The sequence below is a fragment of the Streptomyces sp. NBC_00400 genome (assembly GCF_036048035.1).
Classification (GTDB): Bacteria; Actinomycetota; Actinomycetes; order Streptomycetales; family Streptomycetaceae; genus Streptomyces.
In genome coordinates this window covers 6,128,107-6,149,687 of the sequence record NZ_CP107940.1, presented here as the reverse complement: position 1 = coordinate 6,149,687, position 21,581 = coordinate 6,128,107, and the positions used below count along the sequence as shown (strand labels likewise).

Genomic DNA, 21,581 nt, shown 5'->3' with positions numbered 1-21,581 from the left:
GGCCGCTCAAGCGGCGGCGGGTGTCGCTCCGTCGTCACCGCCGGCGTCCGCACCGGCCCATCCGAATGCCACGTCGATGGCCTTCCGCGCGCGGTCCTGGCTGTTCGGCATGAGGTGCGTGTACGTGCGTAGCGTGAACCCAGGGTCAGAGTGACCGAGGTACTCGGCGAGTGCCTTGATGTTCTCCCCGGCGTCCAACAGCACCGAGGCGTAGAAGTGGCGCAGCGCATGCATGCCGTGTTCGCGGGAGTAGGTGAAGCGCTCCCCCGGCCGGCGCTCGGGAATGACACCAGCGGCCACCAGCGCGGGCTTCCACAAGTACATGTTGAAGTAGTTCCGGTTCAGCGCCTTCCGCTCTCGTGAGTAGAAGATCAGCTTCGCGGTAACGAGCGGTCCATCCGGTGTCTTCCACGGCAGCGTGACGTCAACGGGCGGATGGCGAGTGATGTGCTCGGAGAGACGGTGTGAAACGAGGTCGGCCATCGGCACGTCTCGCAGCTTGCCGCCCTTGGGCGGGGCGAACACGAGATGTGGGCCGATCATCTTCACCTGCCGCACAACGTGAACCACGCCTCCGAGAAAGTCGATCTCGTCAACGGCGAGTCCGAAGATTTCTCCTTGCCGGAGCCCACATCCCCCGCCAGCATCAACGGTCGTCTCATACTGCTCCGGGAGACTGGCCCGCAATGCGGTCACGCGTTCATGGCTCCACGGCTTGAGCTTCCTGTCGTCCAGCTTGGGCGCTTTCACAGAGCCTGCGCGGCAGGGTTTGCGGGTGATTATGGCGTCATCGACGGCCGCTGCGAAAACGGCGGAAACGTTGGCGAAGACGACCCGCTGATACGACGCCGCCATACCTGAATCCTTGAGTGCCCGCGCCCATAAACGGATGTGACCAGGCTGGAAGGAACTCAGGGAGCGTGACCCAATGTGCGGAAAGGCATGCAGCCGAAATCGCAGCTCCATGGCCACGATCGTGGAGGGGTCGGTGGTCTGCGATGCGAGCCATTGCGTGGCGAACTGCTGGAACGTCACCCTCCCTGCCGACGGGTCGACGTACTGCCCACGATTCATGTCAGCCGCGATCTGCGTCAGCCATGCCTCGGCAAGGCGCTTCTGCTTGTCAGGGAAGGACTTGCTGCGCTCGGCCCCGTCCGGCGCCACGTAACGGGCGCGATACCGCATGCCGGTGCCGTGACGATCGGTCTTGATTCGGTGCGGCTTTCCGTCGGTGCCCCGCCCAGCAGCATGCGACTTCGCCACGAGAATTGATTGTCGACAGCTGAGGTGTTCGATGCTGAAGGTGCGACTAATCTCAGCGTCACCTACTCAAGTGGCACACCAGCTCCGAACCGCACCTGCTTAAATGATGGCCAAAAACGGGCGACAGTCTCGTAATCCTTGTCGACATGCAAGACGACTAGGTTCTCAATTTCGGCCGTCGCAGCAAGTGTCAGGTCCACCGGGCTACAGCACCTATGCGCGCCTTTACTCGTCAATGCTTCCTGAATTTCGCGAGCAGCCTGATACGCGGCAGCTTGAGGGATGACCGGAGCAAAGAGTTTGTTGAGCAATGCTAACAACTTAGCGCGATCACTCGCCTTTTGCGCGGAGTAGCAAATCTCGTATTCAATGAGCGGAATAATACCGACTTCGCCGCGCGTAATTACGGCGCGCCACTCCGGATACAAGCCAGGATCTTTAAAAAATCTATGCGCGGCGGAGGTGTCGATCAAATACTTAGTCACCCTGCCGCCTCGCGTAAATTAGCCTCTTCAAGCCACTCCATGAGCGTTGCCAGAACCTGCTCAGCGCGAGGATCGGGGTGCGAACCCAGTTCGGAGAAGTGATCCTTCATTTCCCGAAGCTGATCAGCCAATCCATGAAATCGGAACTCATCCATAGCTTGGCGCACCCACTCAGGGCGGCTCGCGAGAAGGAAGGCAATCGAGCTGAGTACACCCTCACGTTCAGCCGGCCCCTTGGCCTCCGCTAGAAGAGTAGGGAGATATTTTAAGTCCTCACGACGTAGATTCCATGAAGAGTTCGCTTCTCCCGAGGTACTCGGCACGGCCCGGTATGCACTCTTGTCGTCGATGACATCCCAGTCGAGCTGCCCGTCACGAATCATTCCAGCAAGGTCATCAATGGCCTCATCGCGCTCGCCACGCAGCGCGATCTCTCGCAGCGCCTCATTGATGGTTTCCTTGATTGTTGTGGTGCCCAAGCGAGCCTTCGCCGCTTCGAGCAGCTCCGGATCCACGTCCACGGTCGTCTTTGACACGCCCACCTCCCATACAGCAAGTATGGCCGTCACCGTAGCCGTCCACCATGGCTATCGCCGGCCACTTGAAGACGCGCGCACGACCACCCGACCTTGAGCCTTTGGGCTCGGCCGTCTCTGGGCGTCACGGGCCGTCCCTGGGCCGTCCGAGCACGCCCCAGGTCGACCAACGACGACCGTAGAGAGCCACTTCCCCGCAGGTCATCACCACGGCCTGTACTAGCGGCCCAGGTGGCGGCTGTGACGCATCAGTTCTTCGACATCTAAAGGGTGGGGGTGGGTGGCCTGGGCGGAAACCCTGAAAACAGGCTGTGACCTGCAGAAACTCTTCTCAGTAGTTCTCGCTCTTACTGGCCGTTTTCCGCCCCCTTGTGCACCGCGTGTGCACCGGACCACCCAAAGCCTGACCCGCCGTCAGTAATGCAGTGGGGCCGCCACTTCGTCTGGAGTGGCGGCCCCACTGGTTTGTAAGCGCTGTCAAGACGAGGCACCCGTCCGACCCGCCTTCTTGGTCTCCTAGAAATCGTACAGGTTGGTCACCTGCGGCGATCGTTGCCGTAGGACGCTGACCTGGCCTTTTTGCGGATTGTTGGCGATGTGTGGCGGGGTATGGCGGCTGACCTGCGACTATGTCGCGAAAACCCTGTGGACCAGGGAAAACTACGCTTGGCAGTTCTCACTGGTCCACAGGGTTTTTCGGTGCGTTGTGCCCTGGGTGTGCCCGTGGAAAGTCGACCAGCTCATAGTCCCCAAGCCCCGGAACGCCTCTATCGGAAACGCGGTATCGCCCCTCGAACGATCCGTCCACGGACAGGCACCTACCGGCGCGCTGCTCGCTGGCGGGGGCGTGACCACCTGTGCCAGCGGCCCGTCGTAATGCGCTCCACGACCAACAGCAGCGCCAAGATTCCTGAGGTGAGCCCTAGGCCCTTAAGGAACTCGACTGTGAAGCCGCCACTGTAGAGGACCAGGCCGGTGGCCATGGCGCAGACGACGAAGGCGAGGACTAATACAAACTGGGCCAGTCTGATGAGCGGCATTAGTGCAGCCAGTCTGTACGGTTCTGACCCGGAGTCTGGCTCCATCCCCTGGACGTGAACCGTCAGATGCTGGTCGCCACCGGCTTGATACACGTGTCCCTCACCCTCGGCCTGGGCATGCATGTTCCACCGAGGGTGTTCTTCATCGCGCCGGCCTTTCGCCTTCATCGCTGCTTTCTCCTGATGCTGGCACTTGCTTGGGGCGGGATCACAGAGGGCCGAGCTTACGAGCAAGCTCCAGGCCGATGTCGCCGATGAACTTGAGCTGAAGCCCGGCAGGGTTCCCAATGACGTAGTAGACGAAGACGCCAATGCTCACAGGTACGTACAGCCAGGAAAGCCTGTCGATCAGATGCGACCTGTAGGACAGGCGTTCATGAAGGATGATGAAGCCTGTTGCACCAACGATGACGGCTCCCAGCGAGTAGAGCACGGACCACCAAGTCGATGGGTCGGACTTGTCGGTCCACACGGCGTGCGTGCTGGCGCCCGCGATCGCAAGTGGAAGCAGAGGGGCCAAGGCGAGAAGGACGCTAAGCAACGTCTCCCAGATCATGCCCCAGGAAGTGCCTCCCGTCTCGTAATAGCCCCAGTCGTCGTCTTCATCCTCGTCGTCGTCTACGTCGGGAGCCGAGCCATGAAAGTGAAACTCCGTGATGTGCTGATCGCGGCCTGCTTGGTAGACGCGCCCCTCATCCTCGGCGCTGGCGCGCATGTGCCAAGGGGCGTCGTCTTCGTGGTCCCAGTGGCCCGTGCTCATCGCTCGCTGATGAACTGATTCCCACCGGCTTGGTACACGCGTCCGTGATCACGGACCTCGGCGTGGAAGCTGGTGTTCGTCCGGGGCGAGCCAGCTTCCCCGAGCCTCGACAGCAGGGCTTCGAACTCCGATGCTGCCGCCGGATCCTCCAGGAAGAGAGTCAACATCCGCCCTTGCCAGGCGGACTGAAGAGCCTGACGGACCTGTTCGACTTCACTGGCAGGGGTTGCGAGAAGAGTCGAACGGGTCGTGTCAAGATCCCGTTCCAGTTCACCAGCGGAGTTCGGGCGAAACTGTTGCCACAGAGTGACGACGCCTGATCGAAGCGTGTTCCATCCGTCCGTTGCCATCGCCGATGCCACGGCCGTACCTCCCGCGCTGGCCAAGGCGACGATTGTCGGGTCCACGGTGTCCCCTCCCCGTTGTGTCCGCACCTTCGACTGATAGTGAATCAGCAACTCCGGGATATGGGCCTGCGCTTCAGGCAAATGATCAACGAACTGACTCGCCTCCGGGAAGGAGCCGCTGCATAGGCACCTCATGGCGGAGGCTCAGTACCCATCCGACGGGCATCGTGGCCGTTGACAAGCGTGTAACGCATGGGCAGGGGCCTTTGGATCAGACACCGTCATACACCCAGGCCCGGCCGGTCTGCCGGTACTCCTCGACGGGGATGGGGTCCACGCCGGTCCTCATGCGGGCGGTGTACAGGAGGCCGTCGAGGTGGTCGATCTCGTGGTAGATGAGACGGGCGAGACCGCGTTCGCACGTGGTGGTGACGGTCTCCCCGGTCAGGGCCGTGGTCTCGACGGTGATCTTCAGGGGGCGGGGGACGTGGCCGCGGACGTCGAAGAAGCTCAGGCAGCCCTCGTACTGCTCGTCCATCTCCTCGGAGCAGGTGGTGATCCGAGGGTTGAGGAGGATGATCGCGGGTGCGTCGCCAGGCGGCTGGACGACCGCAGCGGCGCGTGCGATGCCGATCTGTGGAGCGGCGATGCCCATGCCTTTGGCGAAGGGGTGGACCTGGCCGATCCGTTCCATGGCGGCGAAGAGCTCGTCTGTGATGCGTTCAGCTTCGTCGCGTTCGGCGGGCAGGTCGAAGGCTCGGGCCGGTTCGGTGAGGATGCCGGCACCGTGTTGGACGACGCCGAGGTCTCGCATCTGCTGGCTGGGCCGCACGTCAATCACCTGAACTCCCCTTGATCTGAGTCGCGTTCGGTCCGTGCCCGAAACCGCCACTCCAGACGGTACCGAGCGTGCAGGGCGGGTGTAGTCGTGATCCACGTGAATTGCCGTAGTTCACCGTCGTCGCTGCGGACGGGAGGGGTTCGCAGCGGGGAGGCTTCGGCGGTCATGGAGGTCTCGGTGCCCCACACCACGGGGTCAAGGGCGGCAGGGAAGGCGAGCTGGACTTCGAGTTGTTCGGTGGGCAGGCGGACAGCTCGCTGGAACCAGTTGCCCCACTTGTCATCGCCGACGGTGTAGGCGTACTCGATCCACACGGACTCGCCGGGGTAGAGGGGGAAGCGGCCGTGTTCGTTGTCGAACAGCAGCCACACCTCCTTGAAGGCGTCGCGGTCGTGCTTGGCCTGCCACCGCATCGCCTCGCCCCGGCAGGTGGCGGTGAGGTCGAGTTCCTCCCAGGTCAGCGGGTGGGCTCGGTAGTGCGCGTTCGACTGCTCAGGGTCGCCGGGGTAGCGGTCCACGGAGATTCGGATCAGGTAGCGGGTCACCGGCTCCTCGCCTGTGTTTCGCAGCCGTCGGCGCATGGTCAGCCGGTACGAGGTGCCGTCGTACTGGAGCCGTGCCGCGTCGTGTTCGACGACGAGGGCCGATCCGGTCGCATACGGCTGTTCGGGCCCGCGCTGGGCGGGCGGCGCCGCCGCCGGCCGCCGGGAACGGGCCTTTGCCTGCTCGTAGTCGCACCAGCGTCTCCAGATCGCCTTCCCGGCATTCAGTGCCTCATCGGCGAGACGCGAGAACTCCTCGCTGGGCTTGTGGCGGCCCGACTCCACGTGGCTGACGTAGGACGGGTCGAAGCCCATCGCCAGCGCCAACGCCCTCTTGGACATGCCGCGTACTTCCCGCCAGCGCGCCACCTCGGCTGCGTAGTCCTCGGCCGCCTGCTCGGCGGTGATCTCCTCGCCTTGCGCTTCCATCGAAGCCCCGCGTCATCGTTGGTGAGCATGAATGAACCGTGAGTGATCCAAGTTCACCATCCCGTCACGGTCTGCGTCGCCGCTTTCCTTCCCTTACCAGCCCGGATCGATCCCCGGGCGGATGAAGGAGACGAAGCGCCATGCGCGTGCTGTACTTGCTCAACATCTCCAACCCCGACCGGCTTTCGGCCGACTCTGGGTGGATCTTCGCGGACCTGCTTGCCCCCGCTCTGGCGGACGCCGGCGCCGAAGTGACCGTCGCGGCCCCGGCTCCGGCCGGGGATGCACGCTGCGGATTCCACCGGACGAAGGTGCCGGGGACGAAGTACCGGGCCCGCTTCTCCGCGGACATCGACGAGCTGGTGGCACTGATCCGGGCGGAGAAGCCCGACGTGGTCGTGGCCAATCAGATCGAGGAGGCCCCGGCGATCCGCACGGCCTTACTGGAGACCGGATCCAACGCCCTACTGGCCGGCTACTGCCACTACCTGCCGTTCTCCTTCACGGGCGGCGGACGGCTCCAACTCGACCCCTCCCTGAACGACGCGGCGCTTGGGCGACCGGTACTGCTGGCGTTCGCTGCCGGACTGGCCGCCTGTGACCGGGTGCTGGTCCACTCCTCCACGGCCGCGTCCTGGGTGTCGGCGGCAGCCGCCCGGACCACTCTGGACCTCGGCGGGAAGCTGCGAGTGGTGCCCGCCCCGCGTGACGAGCGTCTGGTACGCGACCCCGCCACCACGCAGCCCGCCTCCGGCGTCGAGGCGATCGGCGTCTACAACCACCGGCTGTACGCGCACTACGGCACCGGACAGTTCGTGGACCTGGCCCGCGACCTGGTCGCGTCCGGCACCATCAGGCTGCGGGTCATGGACCTGTTCGGCCAGCGCCGGGCGGAGCGCAAGAGCCTGGACGACAGCCCCGAGAAGATGCGTGACCAGCTCACCGCCTTGCCGCACGTGCAGGTCGTCTCCGACCGTGGCGACCGCGTCCGCTACAAGGACCTCCTGGCCGGCGCGCACTTCGGCATCGCCCCGTTCCGGCCGGGCTGCCCCTGGTCGATGAGCGTGATCGACTGCCAGGGCATGGGCCTTCCGGTCATCTCGCCCCGCCTTGGCTGGCTCGCCGAGCACATCGACCCCGAGCTGTGCTTCACCACCCCGGCCGAGGCCGTCACCTTGGCCGAACGGCTCGCCACGGACGCCGAATTCCATGCCCTGCACGCCAAGCGGGCCCACGCCTCCACCGCCGACTTCACCCCCGCCCTGATCGCGGCCCGCTACCTGGAGGCCGTCTCGTGAACAGCTACGACGCGGTTCTCCTCTCGTACGACGAGCCGATGGCCACCTCTCTGCACTCCCGGCTCCAGCGCACGCTCGGCGGCGCGGTCAAGCGCCTGCACGGCGTACACGGGATGCGCCGGGCCTACCGTCTGTGTGCCGAGGTCGTCGACCACGAGCAGTTCTTCCTCGCCGACGGGGACTTCGCCATCGACGCCAGCTTCGACCCCGCGTTGGTGGAGCCTCTGGACGAGGGCGCGTCGATGCGGGTGTGGCGGGCGGTCAACCCGGTCAACGGTCTGACCTACGGCTACGGCGGGCTGAAGCTGATCCGCCGCAGTGCCCTGCGTGAGATGGGCGAGGCCGTGGACGTGCTCGCCGCCCTGCCCGGACGGATCGAGTTCGCCCAGCAGACCGCGGGGATCACGAGGTTCAACCAGAGCCCCTTCCACGCGTGGAAGGCCGGTTTCCGCGAGTGCGCGATGCTCGCCCGCGGCAGCGAGTACGGGATGGCCGACGACGACTCCCGTCGGCGGGTGGAGGCGTGGGCGAGCAGTCGCAGCGGCGAGTTCGCCGCCTACGCGGCCGCCGGAGCCCGGGATGGCGTCGCTTTCGCCCGCGAAGCCGCCTGCGCCCCGCAGCGGTTCGGCCATCTCAACGACCCTGCCTGGCTGCGGGCAAGGTTCACCACCGCCCACGGAGACCAGGCGGTGGCCGGATGACCGGCCCGCTCGTGCTCATCGAGCCGTACGCGAACCGCCTGGGCGGGCATCACCAGCGCACGCTGGTAGCCCTCGCCAGAGTCCGACCCGGCAGCCTGGTCATCGCCCCGCACGGGATTGCCACCGAGGCGGTCAGCGCCCTGCGTGAGGCGGGGGCCCGGTTGGTCACCGGACCATCCGGGCACCAGGCGCGCTTCCTGCTGGCCGCCTCCCGGCTGGCAGCCAGCATCTCCGCGGCCGGACAGCGATTGCTCCGGTCGCGCCGCTGGCCCCGCCGGATGCGGCGGTTGCCGCACCAGGTCACCCTCATCGCCTGCTGCCTCACCGAAGGGGCGGCGTTGCGGATCGCGCGTCGGCTGGAGTCCCGGGCCGACGCGGTGGTCATCCTGACCGCCAGCGAGGCTCTGCACGGAGCTGCCGCCCTCCTGGGCGACCAGCCGCACCTGCGGTTCGTCCACGAGGCGGTCACCGACGAGGACGCCGTCGTGCGGCTGCTCGGCCGGCTCGCCCGCCGGGGCGAAGGGCGAGTGATCGCGATGTATCCGACACAGGCCGTGGCTGACCAGTTCACCGCTGCCTTCCCCCGCCTGCCCGCCGCGGTCGGCGGTTTCGCGGTCGACGACGGCCACCGCCTGACCGCAGGCGAACGCGAGGGCGGCCGTGCCGCGTTCGATGTCCCCTCCCCCGAGGCCCTGGTGTGCCTGGTGGGCGGGTGGTGGCCCTACAAGGACATCGCCGTCATCGACGCCGCCCTGTCCCGGCTCAAGGAACCCCTGCACCTGGTGGTCACCGGTTTCCCCCTCGACGAAGCACTCCTCCAGCGGTGGCGGGCCCAGCCCGGCCTGCGGGTGCACACCGTGCCCGGTCCGGTCAGCGAAGCCGTACTGCGGCTCGTGTACGCCGCTGCCGACGCCGCCCTCGTCACCCGCCACCACGGGACCGGCAAGGAGTCCGGGCTCGTCATGGATGCCGCCCGCCTCGGGGTTCCCCTCATCGTCTCCGACCACGACCCCGCCCTCACCGCGCGTCTTCGCAGCCAGCCCTGGGCCCTGACGTTCCCCGCCGGCGACCCGGCCGCCCTCGCCGAAGCCCTGCATACCGTCATCCGCCAGCCACCTCCGCTGCCCGGCCCCGAAGCTCCCGGCCTGCTGGGGATGCGGTCGGCCGCCGAGCAGGCCGGCTTCCTCACCCGAACCTTCGCCTCACTGTGTACGAAGGAGTCCCGATGCTGAGCACCTCTCCCGCGCTGATCGCCGTCGTCGGCCCCGTAGAACCCGCGCTGCTGGCCGCCTGGGTCCGCCACTACCGGTGGCTGGGTGTCGAGCGATTCCTGATCGCCTTCCACTTCCCCAAGCACGTGCCCGACCAGCAGCGGCACGAACTGCAGGCCGCCAGCCGCGAACTGGGCATCATCCCCACCGGCACCAGCACCGGCCCGTGGCACGAGCGCACCAACACCCAGCTCAGAGACGCCCTGCGGCACCGGGCCGGCCCGGGCTGGCACCTGCTCGCCGACGCTGACGAGTTCCAGCAGTACCCCGCCCCACTGGGTGAGGTGATCGCCCAGGCCGAGAAGTCCGGGCACCGCGTGGTGGGCGGCCTGATGCTCGACCGGATCTCCGCGAGCGGACGCCTGACCGGCTGGCGGCCCGAAGGCGGACTGGACCTCGCCTATCCCCTCGGCGGGCACCTCAGCCACCGACTCCTGCACGGAGACCCGCGCAAGATCGTGCTCGCCCGCCACGATGTCACCGTGGCGGGCGGCAACCACAGGGCCCCCGGACAGCGTCCGGATGCCGACCGTATCTGCGCGGTTCACCACTTCAAGTGGCGCTCGGGCGTCCTGGACGACCTCCGCCGCCGGGTCAAGCACTTCTCGACCGGCACATGGCAGGAAGAGACCCCGGCCGTGCGCGACGAGGCCGGCCGTCTCCTGTCGCACGTCGGCCGGCACGGCGGCGTGATCAACACCAGCGATCCGCGGTTCGCCTTCCGCCGGGTGAGCCTGGACCGCATGCCGTTCAACTGGCCCAGCGAGGCCCGCAGCATCGTCACGGCCTGGCGACCGCACGTCGCGCACCAGCCAGAATTGGAGACAATGAAGGCGCCCACGCACAGCTCCTCGTGGAAGGGATGACCGCGTGCCCCTCGCCGTTCTCCTGGCCGGCATTACCGGCTCCGGGAAGACCACCGTCGCCCAAGCCCTGGCCGACCACGGCTACACGCGACTGTCCGTGGACGAGGAGGTGCACCGCCTCCACGGCCGATACGGCGTGGACTATCCCGAGCACACCTACTTCGAGCGCGAACGGCCCGTGGTCCAGGCGGTCCAGGCACGGTTCGTCAAGGAGCTGGAGGCCGGGAACGACGTCGTCCTGGACCACGGGCTGTGGCGGCTCCCAGAGCGCGACGCCTGGCGTCAGGCTGCCCGCGAAGCGGGCGGCTACCCGGTCGTGGTCTACCTCCCTGCCGACCGGGAAGAACTGCTGGGACGCCTCGCCGAGCGCAACCAGCGCGAGGACGCCAACGCTCTCACCGTCACCCCCGAAGCCCTTGACGACTTCTTCGCCCGATTCGACCTCCCGGCCAACGATGAAGAGGTCATCGTCTACACCGGAGACCTGGACGCACTCGTGGTGGCGCTGTCCTCGGTCAAGCACAGGCAGGGTTGAAGCAGGCCCGCTCACGGCTCGATGTCACCGACCATGGCGTGGTCCGCCACGCGCTTGGCGTTGGCTGCGATCGCTGCTCTGCTCGTGCACTGTCGTGGGCGCGGGCTGAGGTGCGGAGGCGAAGGACGTGGCGCTCACGGTGCTTCGCCTGCGCGCTCCTTGCATGCGCTTGTTCGGCTGGGCGGTGATCCGCCACACCAGGACCTGTGCCGGTGAGTCCGCGGTGGCGAGTTCACGCTCGGCGGCAACCTCGCTCAGGAGTTGACGGGGATTGTGGCCGGCGGTCTCGGCGCGGGCGAGCGTGGTGGTAAGGGCGGGCCAGACAGGATCAGCCAGGATCTGGTCGGCGTGGTCGGGGATTGCCTGACGCACGGTGGACTCGAATCGGTCGATGGTCTGCTGGCCTGGGGCTCGGCGGGAGAGATCTGCCAGGACTGGCGCGCTGGCCTGCTGGTAACCGACCCGCAGGTGGAGGAGGGCCTGTTCAGCTGCGGCGGCCTGCTGCTGGTGGCCGCGCTGCGCGTGCCAATTGGCGGCGGCGCGGGCCAGGTGGAGGGCGGCGAAGATGAGGGCAATGGCGAGCCCACCTGGCTCGTCTCTGGCGCAGGCGAGTTCCCTGGTGGCGTCCCGCAGGGAGGTGGCAGCCTGGTGGTCGGCTCGGATCGCAGAGCGGCGGGCACGGTTGAACACCGTTGCTGCTGCCTGCAGTTCGGCCTTGTGCGGACCGTGTACGGCTCGGGCCAGGTTGTGCAGGGCGTCGCTGAAGGCATCCAGTTGGCCCTGGGCTGCGGCGTCGTCACCCGAGTCGAGGAAGGTGTGGGCTGTGCGCACAGCCCACTCGGCACCGCGCCATGCCATGTGGGGGTCGTCGATGTGCTGCGGGCGGTCGGTTACGTCCTGGGTGGGGAGGCGTTCGCACAGGCGGTTGAAGGACAGGTCGGGGGCGAGTTTGGAGCCGCCGTACCAGACCGGCTCGCCTCGGGCGGTGTCGCCAGGGGCTGCCAGGCTGTAGCCGGTCACCTCACCTGACTCGGGACCGATGCGCTGCTTGACCTGGATGCCGAGCGACGTGAGAACGGTGAAGTAGTCGTCAACGCTGCGTACGGCGGCAGCGACCGTGTACGCCTGCTCGCGCAGCCACTCCCGCGCGGTGACGCCCTGGCTCTGGCGCTCGGCCTTGGCACGTTCGGCGCCGGTCGGCGTGGGCGGTGCGGTGAGGTCGCCGGATTTCAACCGGCGCAGGCCGAACTCGACCTCGATTTTGCGGCACTCCTGCTGTGCCCGCTGGCCGTCGCGGTGGGTGCGGGGGCGTCGGCCGTCGGCCGTCGGCGCGGACGGTAGTGGCAAGGATGTGGATGTGGTCGTCCGCATGTCGTATGGCGATCCACCGGCACGCCTTCTCGTCGCCCTCGGGCGCGATACCGGTGGCCGCCACTATGCGGCAGGCGACTTCTGCCCACTCGGCGTCGGTGAGGTAGCGGTCGCCGGGGGCGGTGCGTACCGGGCAGTGCCACACGTGCTGCGGCGGTTTGTGGCCGCCCAGCTCGCGGGTGCGCAAGTCGACATGGTGATCCAGGCGCCTGGCGAGCTGACTGTAGGTGGCCTCATGGTCGCGGCCGGGGTCGGGGGCGCCGGCCATGTCCCAGGCGGCGACGATGTGCGGGTCGGTGTGCTCGTCCCGCCGCCCAGGGCCGAAGAGGTAGTTGATCAGGCCGAGGGCGCTGGAGCCGGTGGAGACGTCAGGCACCATGGCCGGCTCCCTCCGCCAGGAGTTGGTCGATCTGAACCGCGGTCAGGGTGAAGCGGATGGTCTTCCCCTGGTCTCGCTTCTCGGTGGTGCGCTTGCGGTTCATCAGCGCGGGCCGCGCCGGGGCGTCGGGCTCGCGCCATGAAGGCTGCTCATCGGAAGGCGTCGTATCGGCAGGCTGCCCAGGTACTCCGCCAAGAGCGGGTGACCGTCGACAGTCTCACGGTGCTCGGACGCCCCTGTCAGGAGGTCCCGCAACCGCTGGCCACGCTCCTCAAGGTCTTCCGTGGCGGCTTGGACTGCAGCGACATCGACAGGGCACGCGTCCATAGCCGAGCGCCCAGCCTCCGTCGCCTGCATAAACTCAGCGCTCGCGTCTACATCTTGCTGCATCGTCTCGGCCAAGTCCTCAACCGCCTGTGTGACCTCGGGTGGCCCCAGAAGCGCGATGCGTCTCGCACGCTCCTCCATTCGGCCTGCGGCCTCTCTCAGCAGGTCTACGCTCGCCAGATCACCATTGCGGGCATCGCTGGAAGCCTGGGTAAAGCGAAGGCACTCGTCCCAGGCTTCCAGGAACCCTTCGTAGGCGTTAAGCCGCTGCTGCCTCAGCCAATGCGAATGCTCAGCAGTCGCCTGGTCCTCTACCTGTCTTCGAACAGTCTCAGCGTTCTTTTCGGCTCCGGCCTTCGTCGCTCGTGCCGCGACAACGGCACCTAGCACGGTGCCTGCCAGCCCGAACCCGGCTGCAATCAGAGCAATCACTAGCTCGTCCACGATGGCACATCATTGCGCTGGCGTTATTTTTTGGAAAGGCGCTGTCGTATGGAGGCTGACACAGCAATGCTGGCCCTCTCCCACACGTGGTCGAGCTCAGCTTGCGCTCGGATCCATCTGTCCAGGTACACGATGCGCACGTATGTCTTAGCACTCGCCGCCTCAGCCTGCGCTAGCAAGACGAGGCTCTGTTCGGCAGCCAGCGGGGCCTCAGCGACGACGTCGCCGAACTGGCGCCGAGGGCGTTTGACGCTCTTGCTGTCATCAGGCGCGGCCCAGGAAACGGCTCATCGTGGCTGATGCACGCGCTGCGGCACCTGTCCCCCTCTCCACCCCGCGCCAGCCGCGGAGGCGGCACTCCCCTGCGCTGAGAACTTCCGGCAACTCAACGCGAAACCGGGCAGACGTCAGGTACAGTGCGATCAAATACCGGTCCGCGGAGGCCCGGTCGCCAGCAGAAGTATGTGAGCCCGGTACTCACGGAAGCTGTGCAGGGTGTGGAGCACCTACTCCGCGACTCAGCAGACGACGCGTGGTTTCACAAGGTATGTGGCCCTGATGCGCTGACCGGGCAGCGGTGAGGTGAAGCATGCCCGAAAGCCAGCGGAACGTGGCAGCCCGTATCCGTTCGCTGTACACCGGCGAGAAATTCGCCGCAGCCAAAGCAGGAATTGCCCGCGACCGCTCTATCGGGCTGGATGTCTGCATCCCGGGGCAACGAGAGCTACGAGCACTGCTCGCGCTCGGCTTGCTGAACCGCGGGTATGACTACAGCACTCCCGCCGGCTGGCACGTGGCTGCCCTCTCCGCGTACACCATCACGGCGTCCCCACGGTTCGATCGCATCGTGCTCATCACTGACGTGCCCCATAACGTGGTCGACTACCTGCTCCCGGAGCCGAATGGGGTAGGCGGAGTGCCCGGTCTGCGTGTTGAGGAGCACCGTGGGTACGGCACCTACGTCATGCGGCACCTGCCTACAAACGCGCAGTTCGTAGTTACGGATAACCCGTCAGGGAAACCTGTCGATGCACGAAGCGAGTCCTACGTCGACTTCTTCACCGTGGACGTTCCGCTCACTCCTGGCGAGCGCGAACAGCTGGCCAGCGTGCCTCCTATGACAGAGCATGCACAGTGTCTGCTGGCTGGCGTCTTCTGCCGCATCTCAACACGAGACCCTCACCGCAGCTGGGCAATCGGCAACTGGTTCTACGACCCCCTGCGCCGCCCAGGCTGGCTTAACAGCAAACGCAGTCTCGGCGAAGACCGGAAGCTTCAGGGGGCCGGTGACAGCTGGGAGCTGCGATGGGACTCGTATCCCTATCCGGACGACCTGGCCGCGTCAATGACTGATCCGATCATTGGCATTCCCGGGGCTAGGACGGTGTCTGCACCTGGCTATCTCGCCATCACGCTCGGAAACGCTACGCTCCACCTTCGCTCGCGACGCACCTAGCCGGCCGCACGCCAATTCGCCCCTCTGCGCTACCGACAGAAAGCACTCACGTCGTGATCGAGATCCTTGGAGCCGTGGTCACCGGCATGCCTTGGTGGGCAGCATGCCTGGTCGCCGCATTCACTAGCCTGGTCTTCTTCTGCCTCCGGGCCCTGCGGCTGCTCATCCCAGATAAGTCCAGTGACCGATTGGCGTGGTGGGTCGCCGTCCTGGAACACCGTCGCCGTACCACCGAGATGGCCGTAGGTAGGCGACGAGTCACTGGCAAGTACCGCAAGGCAGACCGCCAAAGTCACAAGAGACGCAGCAATTCCGTCTGACACTCCTCCCGTGCACCACTTGTGCACCACCTTGCCTGCCAGCGGAGTATCTGTGCAGGTCAGAGCGCTTCTACACCTGTACTTCGACATCTAGAAAGTAAAGCTCGAACTCGGCGAGTAGTCGGCCGAAGGACTCCCCGAGCGTCTGCCTCCAGCAGGTCCTGCTGGAGGCAGACGCTCGATCTGCTCGTAGGGGCACTGGACTGCCGACGGCTGCGGAGTCAGTCTCCCTCCGGCGTTGCCCACCACGGATCGTATTCGCGCACGAGCGGCTGGGTAGCTGGATGGTGGCGCAATCCGTGAGGCCCTGAAACGGGGGCTTCGGGCATGTCGATGAGCCAGTCCAGCACGGCATCGGACTGCATGTCCGGGTGTTCCAAGTCGTCGATCAAGGCATCAGAACCACGGCAGTCGTACGGCTGTGGCAGCGTGAAACCAGCTTCAACAGCATCGCAGACAATCTCTTCGCAGATCGCGCGCCACCGTCCCTGGCCCCACCAATGACACGTATAGCTTGTCGAGCCCCCGATCGTCATCAGCCTCAAAGTGGTATCCGGACCAAGAAGTTCGCTGTCGAGGCGTTGCCATTTACGGATCTGCTCACGCACCGTCGACTGCACCTCCGGCCATCCGTCGCCGAACAGGGAGGAGACAGTTCGACGGTTGGGGAGTTCCCAGTCTGTATCAGTCAGTGACTGCTCGATCCCGTCCCAGTCGATACCTTCGTACGGGCAGACATGAGGCAGCACCGCGCGAGTCACCGCAATGTTCACTCGGGCCATCAGCACGTCCGAGGGAAGGTGGTGAGCCTCCACAGCCGTTTCATTGCGCCAGCACCAGGCCGCGATACCCAGAGCCGCCGCATCGGGCACCGGATCCGGGTGCACGTTGCGGCCCGCCATACCGACAACCCAGCGCAGATAGGTGCTGAGATCGGGGTGCTGTACAGCTTCCTTGACGATGTCTGCAACCGGGATCTTCCGGTAGGAGGCTGCCGGGCTGAAGAGGGAGAGTAGCGATTCCGCTTCGAACGCCTCCGTGGCTTCTCGATCAGCCCCCTCCACCACGCGGACGCGAGTTGCATCGAGCAATCCCAACGCGCCGGCTCGATGTTGGACCACCGTGACCGCCTCGTCGCCCTGGAGGGTGACCGTGAGTTCGACCTCTTCATCGAGTGCGGAAAAAGATTCCGGGAAATCGCCGCATACGTCTTCGTAGGGAAGAAATCGGAGCCGGCTTTCACGCGGGTAGTACTCGATGTCCAGCGCGGCGCTGGTACGCCACAGCGTGGCGAAGAGCATCGGGCCAGTTTCGGCATCCCAGTCCGAATCGTATTCGTCCGGTACCTCCCAGCCAGCCCAGTCGAGCGGGCCGAGCACTTCCATGAGCCGGTCTACGTACTCGCCCCACTGTTCGGTGTCCGGGCGACCCGCTTGCCTCTCGGGTGCTGCTGCCGCCTGGCTGCCCAGCTGGCCGATGAGAGCTGCCGTACGTCTGCTGAAGAGCGATTCGGCCGACTCACCTTCCTCCGGGGTGACACCGGTGACGCTGTTGAGGTGCGCCGTATCGTCTGCCAGTTCCTGCTTGCGGCAGCGTGCGCACAAGTATCTGTACGGCTTGCCCCACTTGGCGGAGTAGCGCGTCAGTGAGCGACTCTGCCGGCAGTCACGACACGGCCCATAGCCCTTCTTGGGCCACCACAGCCACCAGTCGCCGTCGTAGTCGCCGGGCGAGGGCACCATCCCGCGACCCAGTAGCGCGTCGGCAAGTGCCTCCAGGCTGCCGCCGTTCCTGTGAGGCATCTTTGCGTGCAACTGGTCATGCGCCGCAAGCAGTTCGTCGTCCGTGACCGGCTTTTCTCCCTGTAAGCGGCGCCGCACGGATACCGCTGCGGCGAGTGCTTGGACTGCGGGATCATCCCGCCGAAGTGACTGCCTGCTGCTTTCGACGACGGCTATCGCCTTGTCGACATCGGCTTCAGTGATTCCAGTGCTCCCCATGCTCCAGAGCTTACGAGCGACCTCTGACAGGGCTTTGGGTCAGTCTCCGGCGTGGTCACCAGTGCGCGGACATGCCGGGTCTGGTTCACGGAGCACATCGTTTGTCTCTTTCCGGGAGAATACGCAAAGCCATGACAGTGCCGTCCTCACCGAAGGAGACCGCGCCCCACTTCGGAGCGGTCGCACCATTCGGCAGCGTGGGGCGGAGCTCGTATGCGCGGCGCCGGTACGCCTCGACCTTCCCTTCGACCAGAAGCTGATACAGGTCCTCTGCCACCCCTGAGAACGCCTCGACGCGGGTCCTGTTCAACCTGAAGACCTGGTCAGTACCGAAGAAGCGGGTCGCACCGAAGCAGTGCTCTGCGTCCCGGACGCTGGATGATCCTGCGAATGTTCGCTGTTCGTAGTGCTTGCAACCCTGATCGCTGGTCAAGTACTGAGCGATCTCCATGCCAGCGCCGGCAAACGCCAGTTGGCCCGCGGCACTGGTTCGGGCAAGTACCTGACCGAACCACGCGCGATCTTTTCGTGGAATGAGGAAGCCGTCGTGGAAGCCTTCCTCGCAAGCGCGGGCAGGCACCCTCACAGCGTTGGCATACGGAGGGTTCCTCTTCGACGGCACGGCGTCCGCGCTATCGCGTCCTGTGACCGATCGCACAGGTAACAACCCCTGGCCCGGTGCCTGCAGAGCGTGGACTGTGGTGCCCTCCTTGGCCAGCAGCTCGGTGGACATCAAGAGGCAGGGCGTGGTGTTCCACTCGGCGAGGTGGAAATGTTCAGCGCGCTCACTGGCCCTGGCCAGTTGCTTGAAGGCTGAGCGGTCGGTCTTCCCCGTGCGCTTGGTCGTCTTCTGGTGATTTCCGTTGGCCGTCACCACGAAGAGCCGGGACGGTTCGCCGGGCTTCCATGCCTCGATGAAGAAGTCAGGCCGTGGTCGAGCGCCCAGGGAAGGCCGCGGTCCGGAGCGCGCGAATCCAGCAAGCAGCACCGACTCGGCGTCGACAGTCGAGACCAGGTGATCCGGGAAGCGGGCCCGCACTGTGCGCTGTGCGATCGCCAACCCCAGCGCTCGTCCCAACTCTCGGGCCTGCATCCCCCTGTAGGAGAGTTCTGGGTTCTGCCCCTCCTCGGTGAGAGCCAGGTAGCCACTGGCACCGACTCCCAGGGCCTGGCAGTACTTCAGGGCCTGCCAGTGCTCGGCCAAGCCTCTTCCGCGCCCATGACGAGCCAAGGTGGCGGCTCGTGCGAAGACGCCGAGCAACTCCCAAGGCGTGGTGGCGAGATCGTTCTGTTCGGCCGTCTGTAGCGGTTCCAGCCCGGGCTTACGAGGAACTCGTTCCTCCTCGCCTCGCTCGCGTGCACGTTTGCGGGCGATGGCTGTGGCTGCCTTGTCGGTGTCCATCACCAGCGAGGCTGTCGAATTGACGCGTACGGGGATCTGATGACGCAGTAGTGCGAGGATGCTTTCCGCAGGTACTGACATGGTGTGTCACGGTATGGAGGGGAGAGCGGGCGCACGCAAGTGCGCATGGGCGCCCAGGGGTCTCCCGGTAGGCGGACTGCTGCTCGGATGGTGCCCCTCCGGTCCGCAGCCCCCGGCGGGTGCACAGTGTGCACCCGTTGTGCACCAGGCCCGTCATCCATGTCACATATTCGCAGGTCGGAATGGCTTCCGTGCTGTACTTCGACATCTAGAAAGTAAAGCTCGAACTCGGCAGCCGAAGGAAATGCTGAGAGCGGTTGCCTCCACTCGAGTGGAGGCAACCGCTCGTCGTCTGTCGCGACCGCTCTGCTGGTTACCGACTGTCTTTTGCCGAACCTGGACCGTCAACGCGACCGGACGCTATCCCACGTCGCGGGCCGGCTCGGTCTCGAACGCCATGATCGTCAGTCCTGTGACGTGGATGACGGCGTTCCACTCGTCCTGGGTCAAGTCCGGGAATTCCTCCAGTACACAGTTGGGGACAGGACAGCCACCAGCGCTCAGCACTACCTTCGCGAAGGCCAGCCCCGAGCGGCTGAGGCACAAGCGCGGCCCTTGCCGGGGCTCCCCGGTGTGCAGCACCGCGATGCGCTGAGCGGCGTCCTTGTTGTCGGGTGTCTCCGACGCGAAGTTCAGGAGCGCGGTCCGCAATTGCGCAGTGAGTTCGTCCTGGTGCAGGTCAGGGCGTTCCGAAATGGCCGCCAGCGCCTGGCAGAATTGCTCTCTCACTACCGACCGGGGCGGTCTCGGGGTGACCTGCGGCTGTTGGCCGGCATCGTCGCGCACTGGCTCGGGCTCCGACTGAAGACCCATGAAGATGAGCTTGGAGACCAGCAGTACGGCCTCCCACTCCTCCTGGCTCAGAGTCGGGAAACTCTCCTGCACCTGGGGCGGAAGGTCGCTCTGGTCTGCGTACAAGAGCACGTCCGGCAGCTCTACGTCATAGTCCGCAAGCCGAAGACCGAAGCTTCGTCCCCAGGGGTGCTCCTCAGCGCCAAGGGTGACCAGCTCGACGCGCGAACGCTCGCCCAGCGCCTCCACAGCCAGTTCGCGCAGCGCGGTGGTGACTGCCGCACGGAGGTCGGCCTCGGTCGCGTCCCCCCTTTCGCCGACACGCAGCAGGGCATCGCGCAGGCGTCCGCGCGGCGATGACGGATTCATCGTCTCCTCCTACGGCCGCCGCCTGAGTCGAGCGGCTGGACGGTCGTCTTCTCCACGTACTTGTTGAACTCATCGATCTTGTCCGCCGGTACCGCATAGCGACCCGGCTCGTTGGTCGGCTTGATCTCGTACTGTTTCAGCCAGGCCAACACCTCTGGCTTGCAGTGGAACTCCATTTTGTGGGTGTAATTCTTGCTCTTGCCCAGCGTGCCGGGGTTGACCTTGCCGGTCTGGGCGATCCACTTTGGCTGCCGTTCGTGGCCGGGCCTCGGGACAAGGCCCCCGTTCGGCTTCACTGCTGCGCTCGCCTTCGCTTCCGCCTCGCTGCCGTAGCGTTCGATGATGACCGGGCACTTCTTCTTCGCCAGGCCGAGTGGGTCGATCTCGGCGAAGGGATTGTCGACATAGCCGTGTGGGTCGGGGGCGGGCCCGAGACCGAGCGGATCGGGGCTGAGATATCGGCCGGTGAGTGAGTCGTAATAACGGAACACGTTGTAGTGCAGGCCGCTCTCACGGTCGTGGTACTGACCTGGGAAGCCGAGACTGCACTCCACCACAGCCTTGCGGGGATCAGCCGGATGCGGTGTTCCCCACAGCGTGGAGCTGGAATGCCAGGCAATCGCGCCGTCTTCATCGACAAGTTCCGTGGGTGTGCCGACCAGGTCAGTGACGATGGAGCAGAACCGCTCGTCGAATTCCTCTTGCGCCGGCTCGGATCCGCCGGCGGTTCGGTCCGGTCCACCCGGGTCAGGACGCGGTAGCCACGACGCACCACACACACATTCCTATCGAACCCACGGATACCCCCAGCTGACGCACACGGACCGACCCCCGAGTTCCCTCTGAACAAGCATCAGTTCAGCTGAACCCGCAGGCCTCGACGGGTCCCAGTAGTTCTCGCCGAAAAAACAACGCTACTGATTTCGGCGTTTCAGGGTCTGGGTAGTCGACGGCACCGACGCGGACGCAGGAGTCGCGGTCGCGGCCGAGGCGGACGCAGTGGTTGATCCCGAATGACGGAGTCGGAGCAGGAAGCGGTCGCCACGGAGCCTTACGCGCCTGGCCTGGCTTCGGCCGTGGGGAGCGTTCGTCTTTCTTGGCAAGTCAGCGTCTTGAGGGAGGCGTGAGAGCCTGTTCCAGCAGGGTCTTCGCGGCCGCGCGCGCGTGCCGGCCGTAGTCCGCCTGGTTCAGCACCATGGCACGGCTGGCTGCTCCGTCCGCGAGGGTCACCAGTTGCTCGGCGAGTGCGGCGGGTTCACTGCAGTCCAGTTCCGCCACCAGACCGGTGACCAACTGCACCATCCGGAGCTTCTGTTCGCGTGCGTAGGCGTGGATCGGATTCTTCGGGTCGGGGAACTCTGCCGCTGCGTCGATGAAGGGGCACCCTCGCACCGAAGACGTGTCCGTGGTGGGCTGATCGAACAAGCGAAGAATCCGCTCGCGAGGGCTGAGGTCCTCACGGATCAGCACACCCTCCATGGTGTTCCCCGACGAGGCCAGCGCCTGCAGGTAGGCAATCGCCAGTTCGTCCCTGGAGCGGAAGTGGGCGTAGAGGGTCCGCTTGGACACCGGTGCCGCCTCTGCGACCTGCTCCATGCCGGTCCCGGCGATCCCTTGATCCGCGAACAGCCGGGTGGCGGCTGCCAGGATGCGTTCCCTTGCGCCTCGCCCTCCTCGCCGCGTCGTGTCACTCATCGCGCCCATGAAGAAAGCATACGACCGCGTT

18 protein-coding genes and 2 pseudogenes are annotated in these 21,581 nt (G+C 65.8%); 6 read left to right on the top strand and 14 right to left on the bottom strand.

What is annotated here, in order from left to right; genetic code table 11:
• Positions 1 to 6: 6 nt before the first annotated feature.
• The 7 genes from OHS81_RS26915 to OHS81_RS26885 all read right to left on the bottom strand — a co-directional run bounded on the left by OHS81_RS26915 (position 7) and on the right by OHS81_RS26885 (position 6,243).
• On the bottom strand, positions 7 to 1,263 hold the full coding sequence (locus OHS81_RS26915; RefSeq protein WP_328387266.1) for a tyrosine-type recombinase/integrase: 1,257 nt from the start codon (positions 1,261 to 1,263) through the stop codon (positions 7 to 9).
• Between the two features lie 62 nt (positions 1,264 to 1,325).
• On the bottom strand, positions 1,326 to 1,748 hold the full coding sequence (locus OHS81_RS26910) for a PIN domain-containing protein (protein WP_328387264.1): 423 nt from the start codon (positions 1,746 to 1,748) through the stop codon (positions 1,326 to 1,328).
• Positions 1,745 to 2,284, bottom strand: coding sequence for a type II toxin-antitoxin system VapB family antitoxin (locus OHS81_RS26905; RefSeq protein WP_328387262.1), 540 nt, complete (start codon positions 2,282 to 2,284; stop codon positions 1,745 to 1,747). Before OHS81_RS26905 ends, OHS81_RS26910 begins: the two co-directional genes overlap by 4 nt.
• A gap of 1,248 nt (positions 2,285 to 3,532) precedes the next feature.
• The gene (locus OHS81_RS26900) at positions 3,533 to 4,084 is read right to left on the bottom strand and encodes a hypothetical protein (RefSeq protein WP_328387258.1); all 552 of its coding nucleotides are present in this window, start codon (positions 4,082 to 4,084) and stop codon (positions 3,533 to 3,535) included.
• Complete coding sequence (locus tag OHS81_RS26895) at positions 4,081 to 4,572, bottom strand: hypothetical protein (RefSeq protein WP_328387256.1); 492 nt, start codon at positions 4,570 to 4,572, stop codon at positions 4,081 to 4,083. Before OHS81_RS26895 ends, OHS81_RS26900 begins: the two co-directional genes overlap by 4 nt.
• A 130-nt stretch (positions 4,573 to 4,702) precedes the next feature.
• On the bottom strand, positions 4,703 to 5,272 hold the full coding sequence (locus tag OHS81_RS26890) for a peptide deformylase (RefSeq protein ID WP_328387254.1): 570 nt from the start codon (positions 5,270 to 5,272) through the stop codon (positions 4,703 to 4,705).
• Positions 5,269 to 6,243 carry a helix-turn-helix domain-containing protein gene (locus tag OHS81_RS26885; protein ID WP_328387252.1) on the bottom strand — a complete coding sequence of 325 codons (975 nt, stop codon included), beginning with the start codon at positions 6,241 to 6,243 and terminating at the stop codon, positions 5,269 to 5,271. The genes OHS81_RS26890 and OHS81_RS26885 overlap by 4 nt, the downstream gene beginning before the upstream one ends.
• 140 nt (positions 6,244 to 6,383) lie before the next feature.
• Between OHS81_RS26885 and OHS81_RS26880 the strand changes: the two genes are divergently transcribed.
• From OHS81_RS26880 to OHS81_RS26860, 5 genes are read left to right on the top strand one after another with little or no spacing between them, the layout of a single operon-like run.
• The gene (locus OHS81_RS26880; protein WP_328387250.1) at positions 6,384 to 7,541 is read left to right on the top strand and encodes a glycosyltransferase; all 1,158 of its coding nucleotides are present in this window, start codon (positions 6,384 to 6,386) and stop codon (positions 7,539 to 7,541) included.
• Positions 7,538 to 8,242, top strand: a complete 705-nt coding sequence (locus tag OHS81_RS26875; protein ID WP_328387248.1) for a hypothetical protein — start codon at positions 7,538 to 7,540, stop codon at positions 8,240 to 8,242. Before OHS81_RS26880 ends, OHS81_RS26875 begins: the two co-directional genes overlap by 4 nt.
• Positions 8,239 to 9,474, top strand: coding sequence for a glycosyltransferase (locus tag OHS81_RS26870; RefSeq protein WP_328387246.1), 1,236 nt, complete (start codon positions 8,239 to 8,241; stop codon positions 9,472 to 9,474). Before OHS81_RS26875 ends, OHS81_RS26870 begins: the two co-directional genes overlap by 4 nt.
• The gene (locus OHS81_RS26865; RefSeq protein ID WP_328387244.1) at positions 9,468 to 10,379 is read left to right on the top strand and encodes a glycosyltransferase family 2 protein; all 912 of its coding nucleotides are present in this window, start codon (positions 9,468 to 9,470) and stop codon (positions 10,377 to 10,379) included. The genes OHS81_RS26870 and OHS81_RS26865 overlap by 7 nt, the downstream gene beginning before the upstream one ends.
• 4 nt (positions 10,380 to 10,383) lie before the next feature.
• Positions 10,384 to 10,914, top strand: a complete 531-nt coding sequence (locus OHS81_RS26860; protein WP_328387242.1) for an AAA family ATPase — start codon at positions 10,384 to 10,386, stop codon at positions 10,912 to 10,914.
• Positions 10,915 to 10,938: 24 nt separating this feature from the next.
• On the opposite strand, the pseudogene OHS81_RS26855 reads toward OHS81_RS26860, so the two are convergent.
• Positions 10,939 to 12,664 (bottom strand): annotated as a pseudogene (locus tag OHS81_RS26855) (relaxase/mobilization nuclease domain-containing protein).
• A gap of 102 nt (positions 12,665 to 12,766) precedes the next feature.
• Positions 12,767 to 13,435, bottom strand: a complete 669-nt coding sequence (locus OHS81_RS26850; RefSeq protein ID WP_328387240.1) for a hypothetical protein — start codon at positions 13,433 to 13,435, stop codon at positions 12,767 to 12,769.
• Positions 13,436 to 14,024: 589 nt separating this feature from the next.
• On the opposite strand from OHS81_RS26850, the gene OHS81_RS26845 reads away from it, so the two are divergent.
• Positions 14,025 to 14,891 (top strand): hypothetical protein, encoded by an 867-nt coding sequence (locus OHS81_RS26845; RefSeq protein WP_328387238.1) that lies wholly within the window; start codon positions 14,025 to 14,027, stop codon positions 14,889 to 14,891.
• Positions 14,892 to 15,432: 541 nt separating this feature from the next.
• Here the strand turns inward: OHS81_RS26845 and OHS81_RS26840 are convergent.
• The 5 genes and pseudogenes from OHS81_RS26840 to OHS81_RS26820 all read right to left on the bottom strand — a co-directional run bounded on the left by OHS81_RS26840 (position 15,433) and on the right by OHS81_RS26820 (position 21,559).
• On the bottom strand, positions 15,433 to 17,211 hold the full coding sequence (locus tag OHS81_RS26840) for a hypothetical protein (protein WP_328387236.1): 1,779 nt from the start codon (positions 17,209 to 17,211) through the stop codon (positions 15,433 to 15,435).
• Positions 17,212 to 17,296: 85 nt separating this feature from the next.
• Positions 17,297 to 18,694, bottom strand: coding sequence for a hypothetical protein (locus tag OHS81_RS26835; RefSeq protein WP_328387234.1), 1,398 nt, complete (start codon positions 18,692 to 18,694; stop codon positions 17,297 to 17,299).
• 360 nt (positions 18,695 to 19,054) lie between these two features.
• Positions 19,055 to 19,855, bottom strand: a complete 801-nt coding sequence (locus OHS81_RS26830) for a hypothetical protein (RefSeq protein WP_328387232.1) — start codon at positions 19,853 to 19,855, stop codon at positions 19,055 to 19,057.
• Positions 19,852 to 20,571: pseudogene (locus tag OHS81_RS26825) on the bottom strand (RHS repeat domain-containing protein); the annotation flags it as partial. The gene OHS81_RS26830 and the pseudogene OHS81_RS26825, both read right to left, overlap by 4 nt.
• A gap of 388 nt (positions 20,572 to 20,959) precedes the next feature.
• A complete protein-coding gene (locus tag OHS81_RS26820) occupies positions 20,960 to 21,559 on the bottom strand; it encodes a TetR/AcrR family transcriptional regulator (protein ID WP_443058771.1) in 600 nt (199 codons plus the stop codon).
• Positions 21,560 to 21,581: the final 22 nt, after the last annotated feature.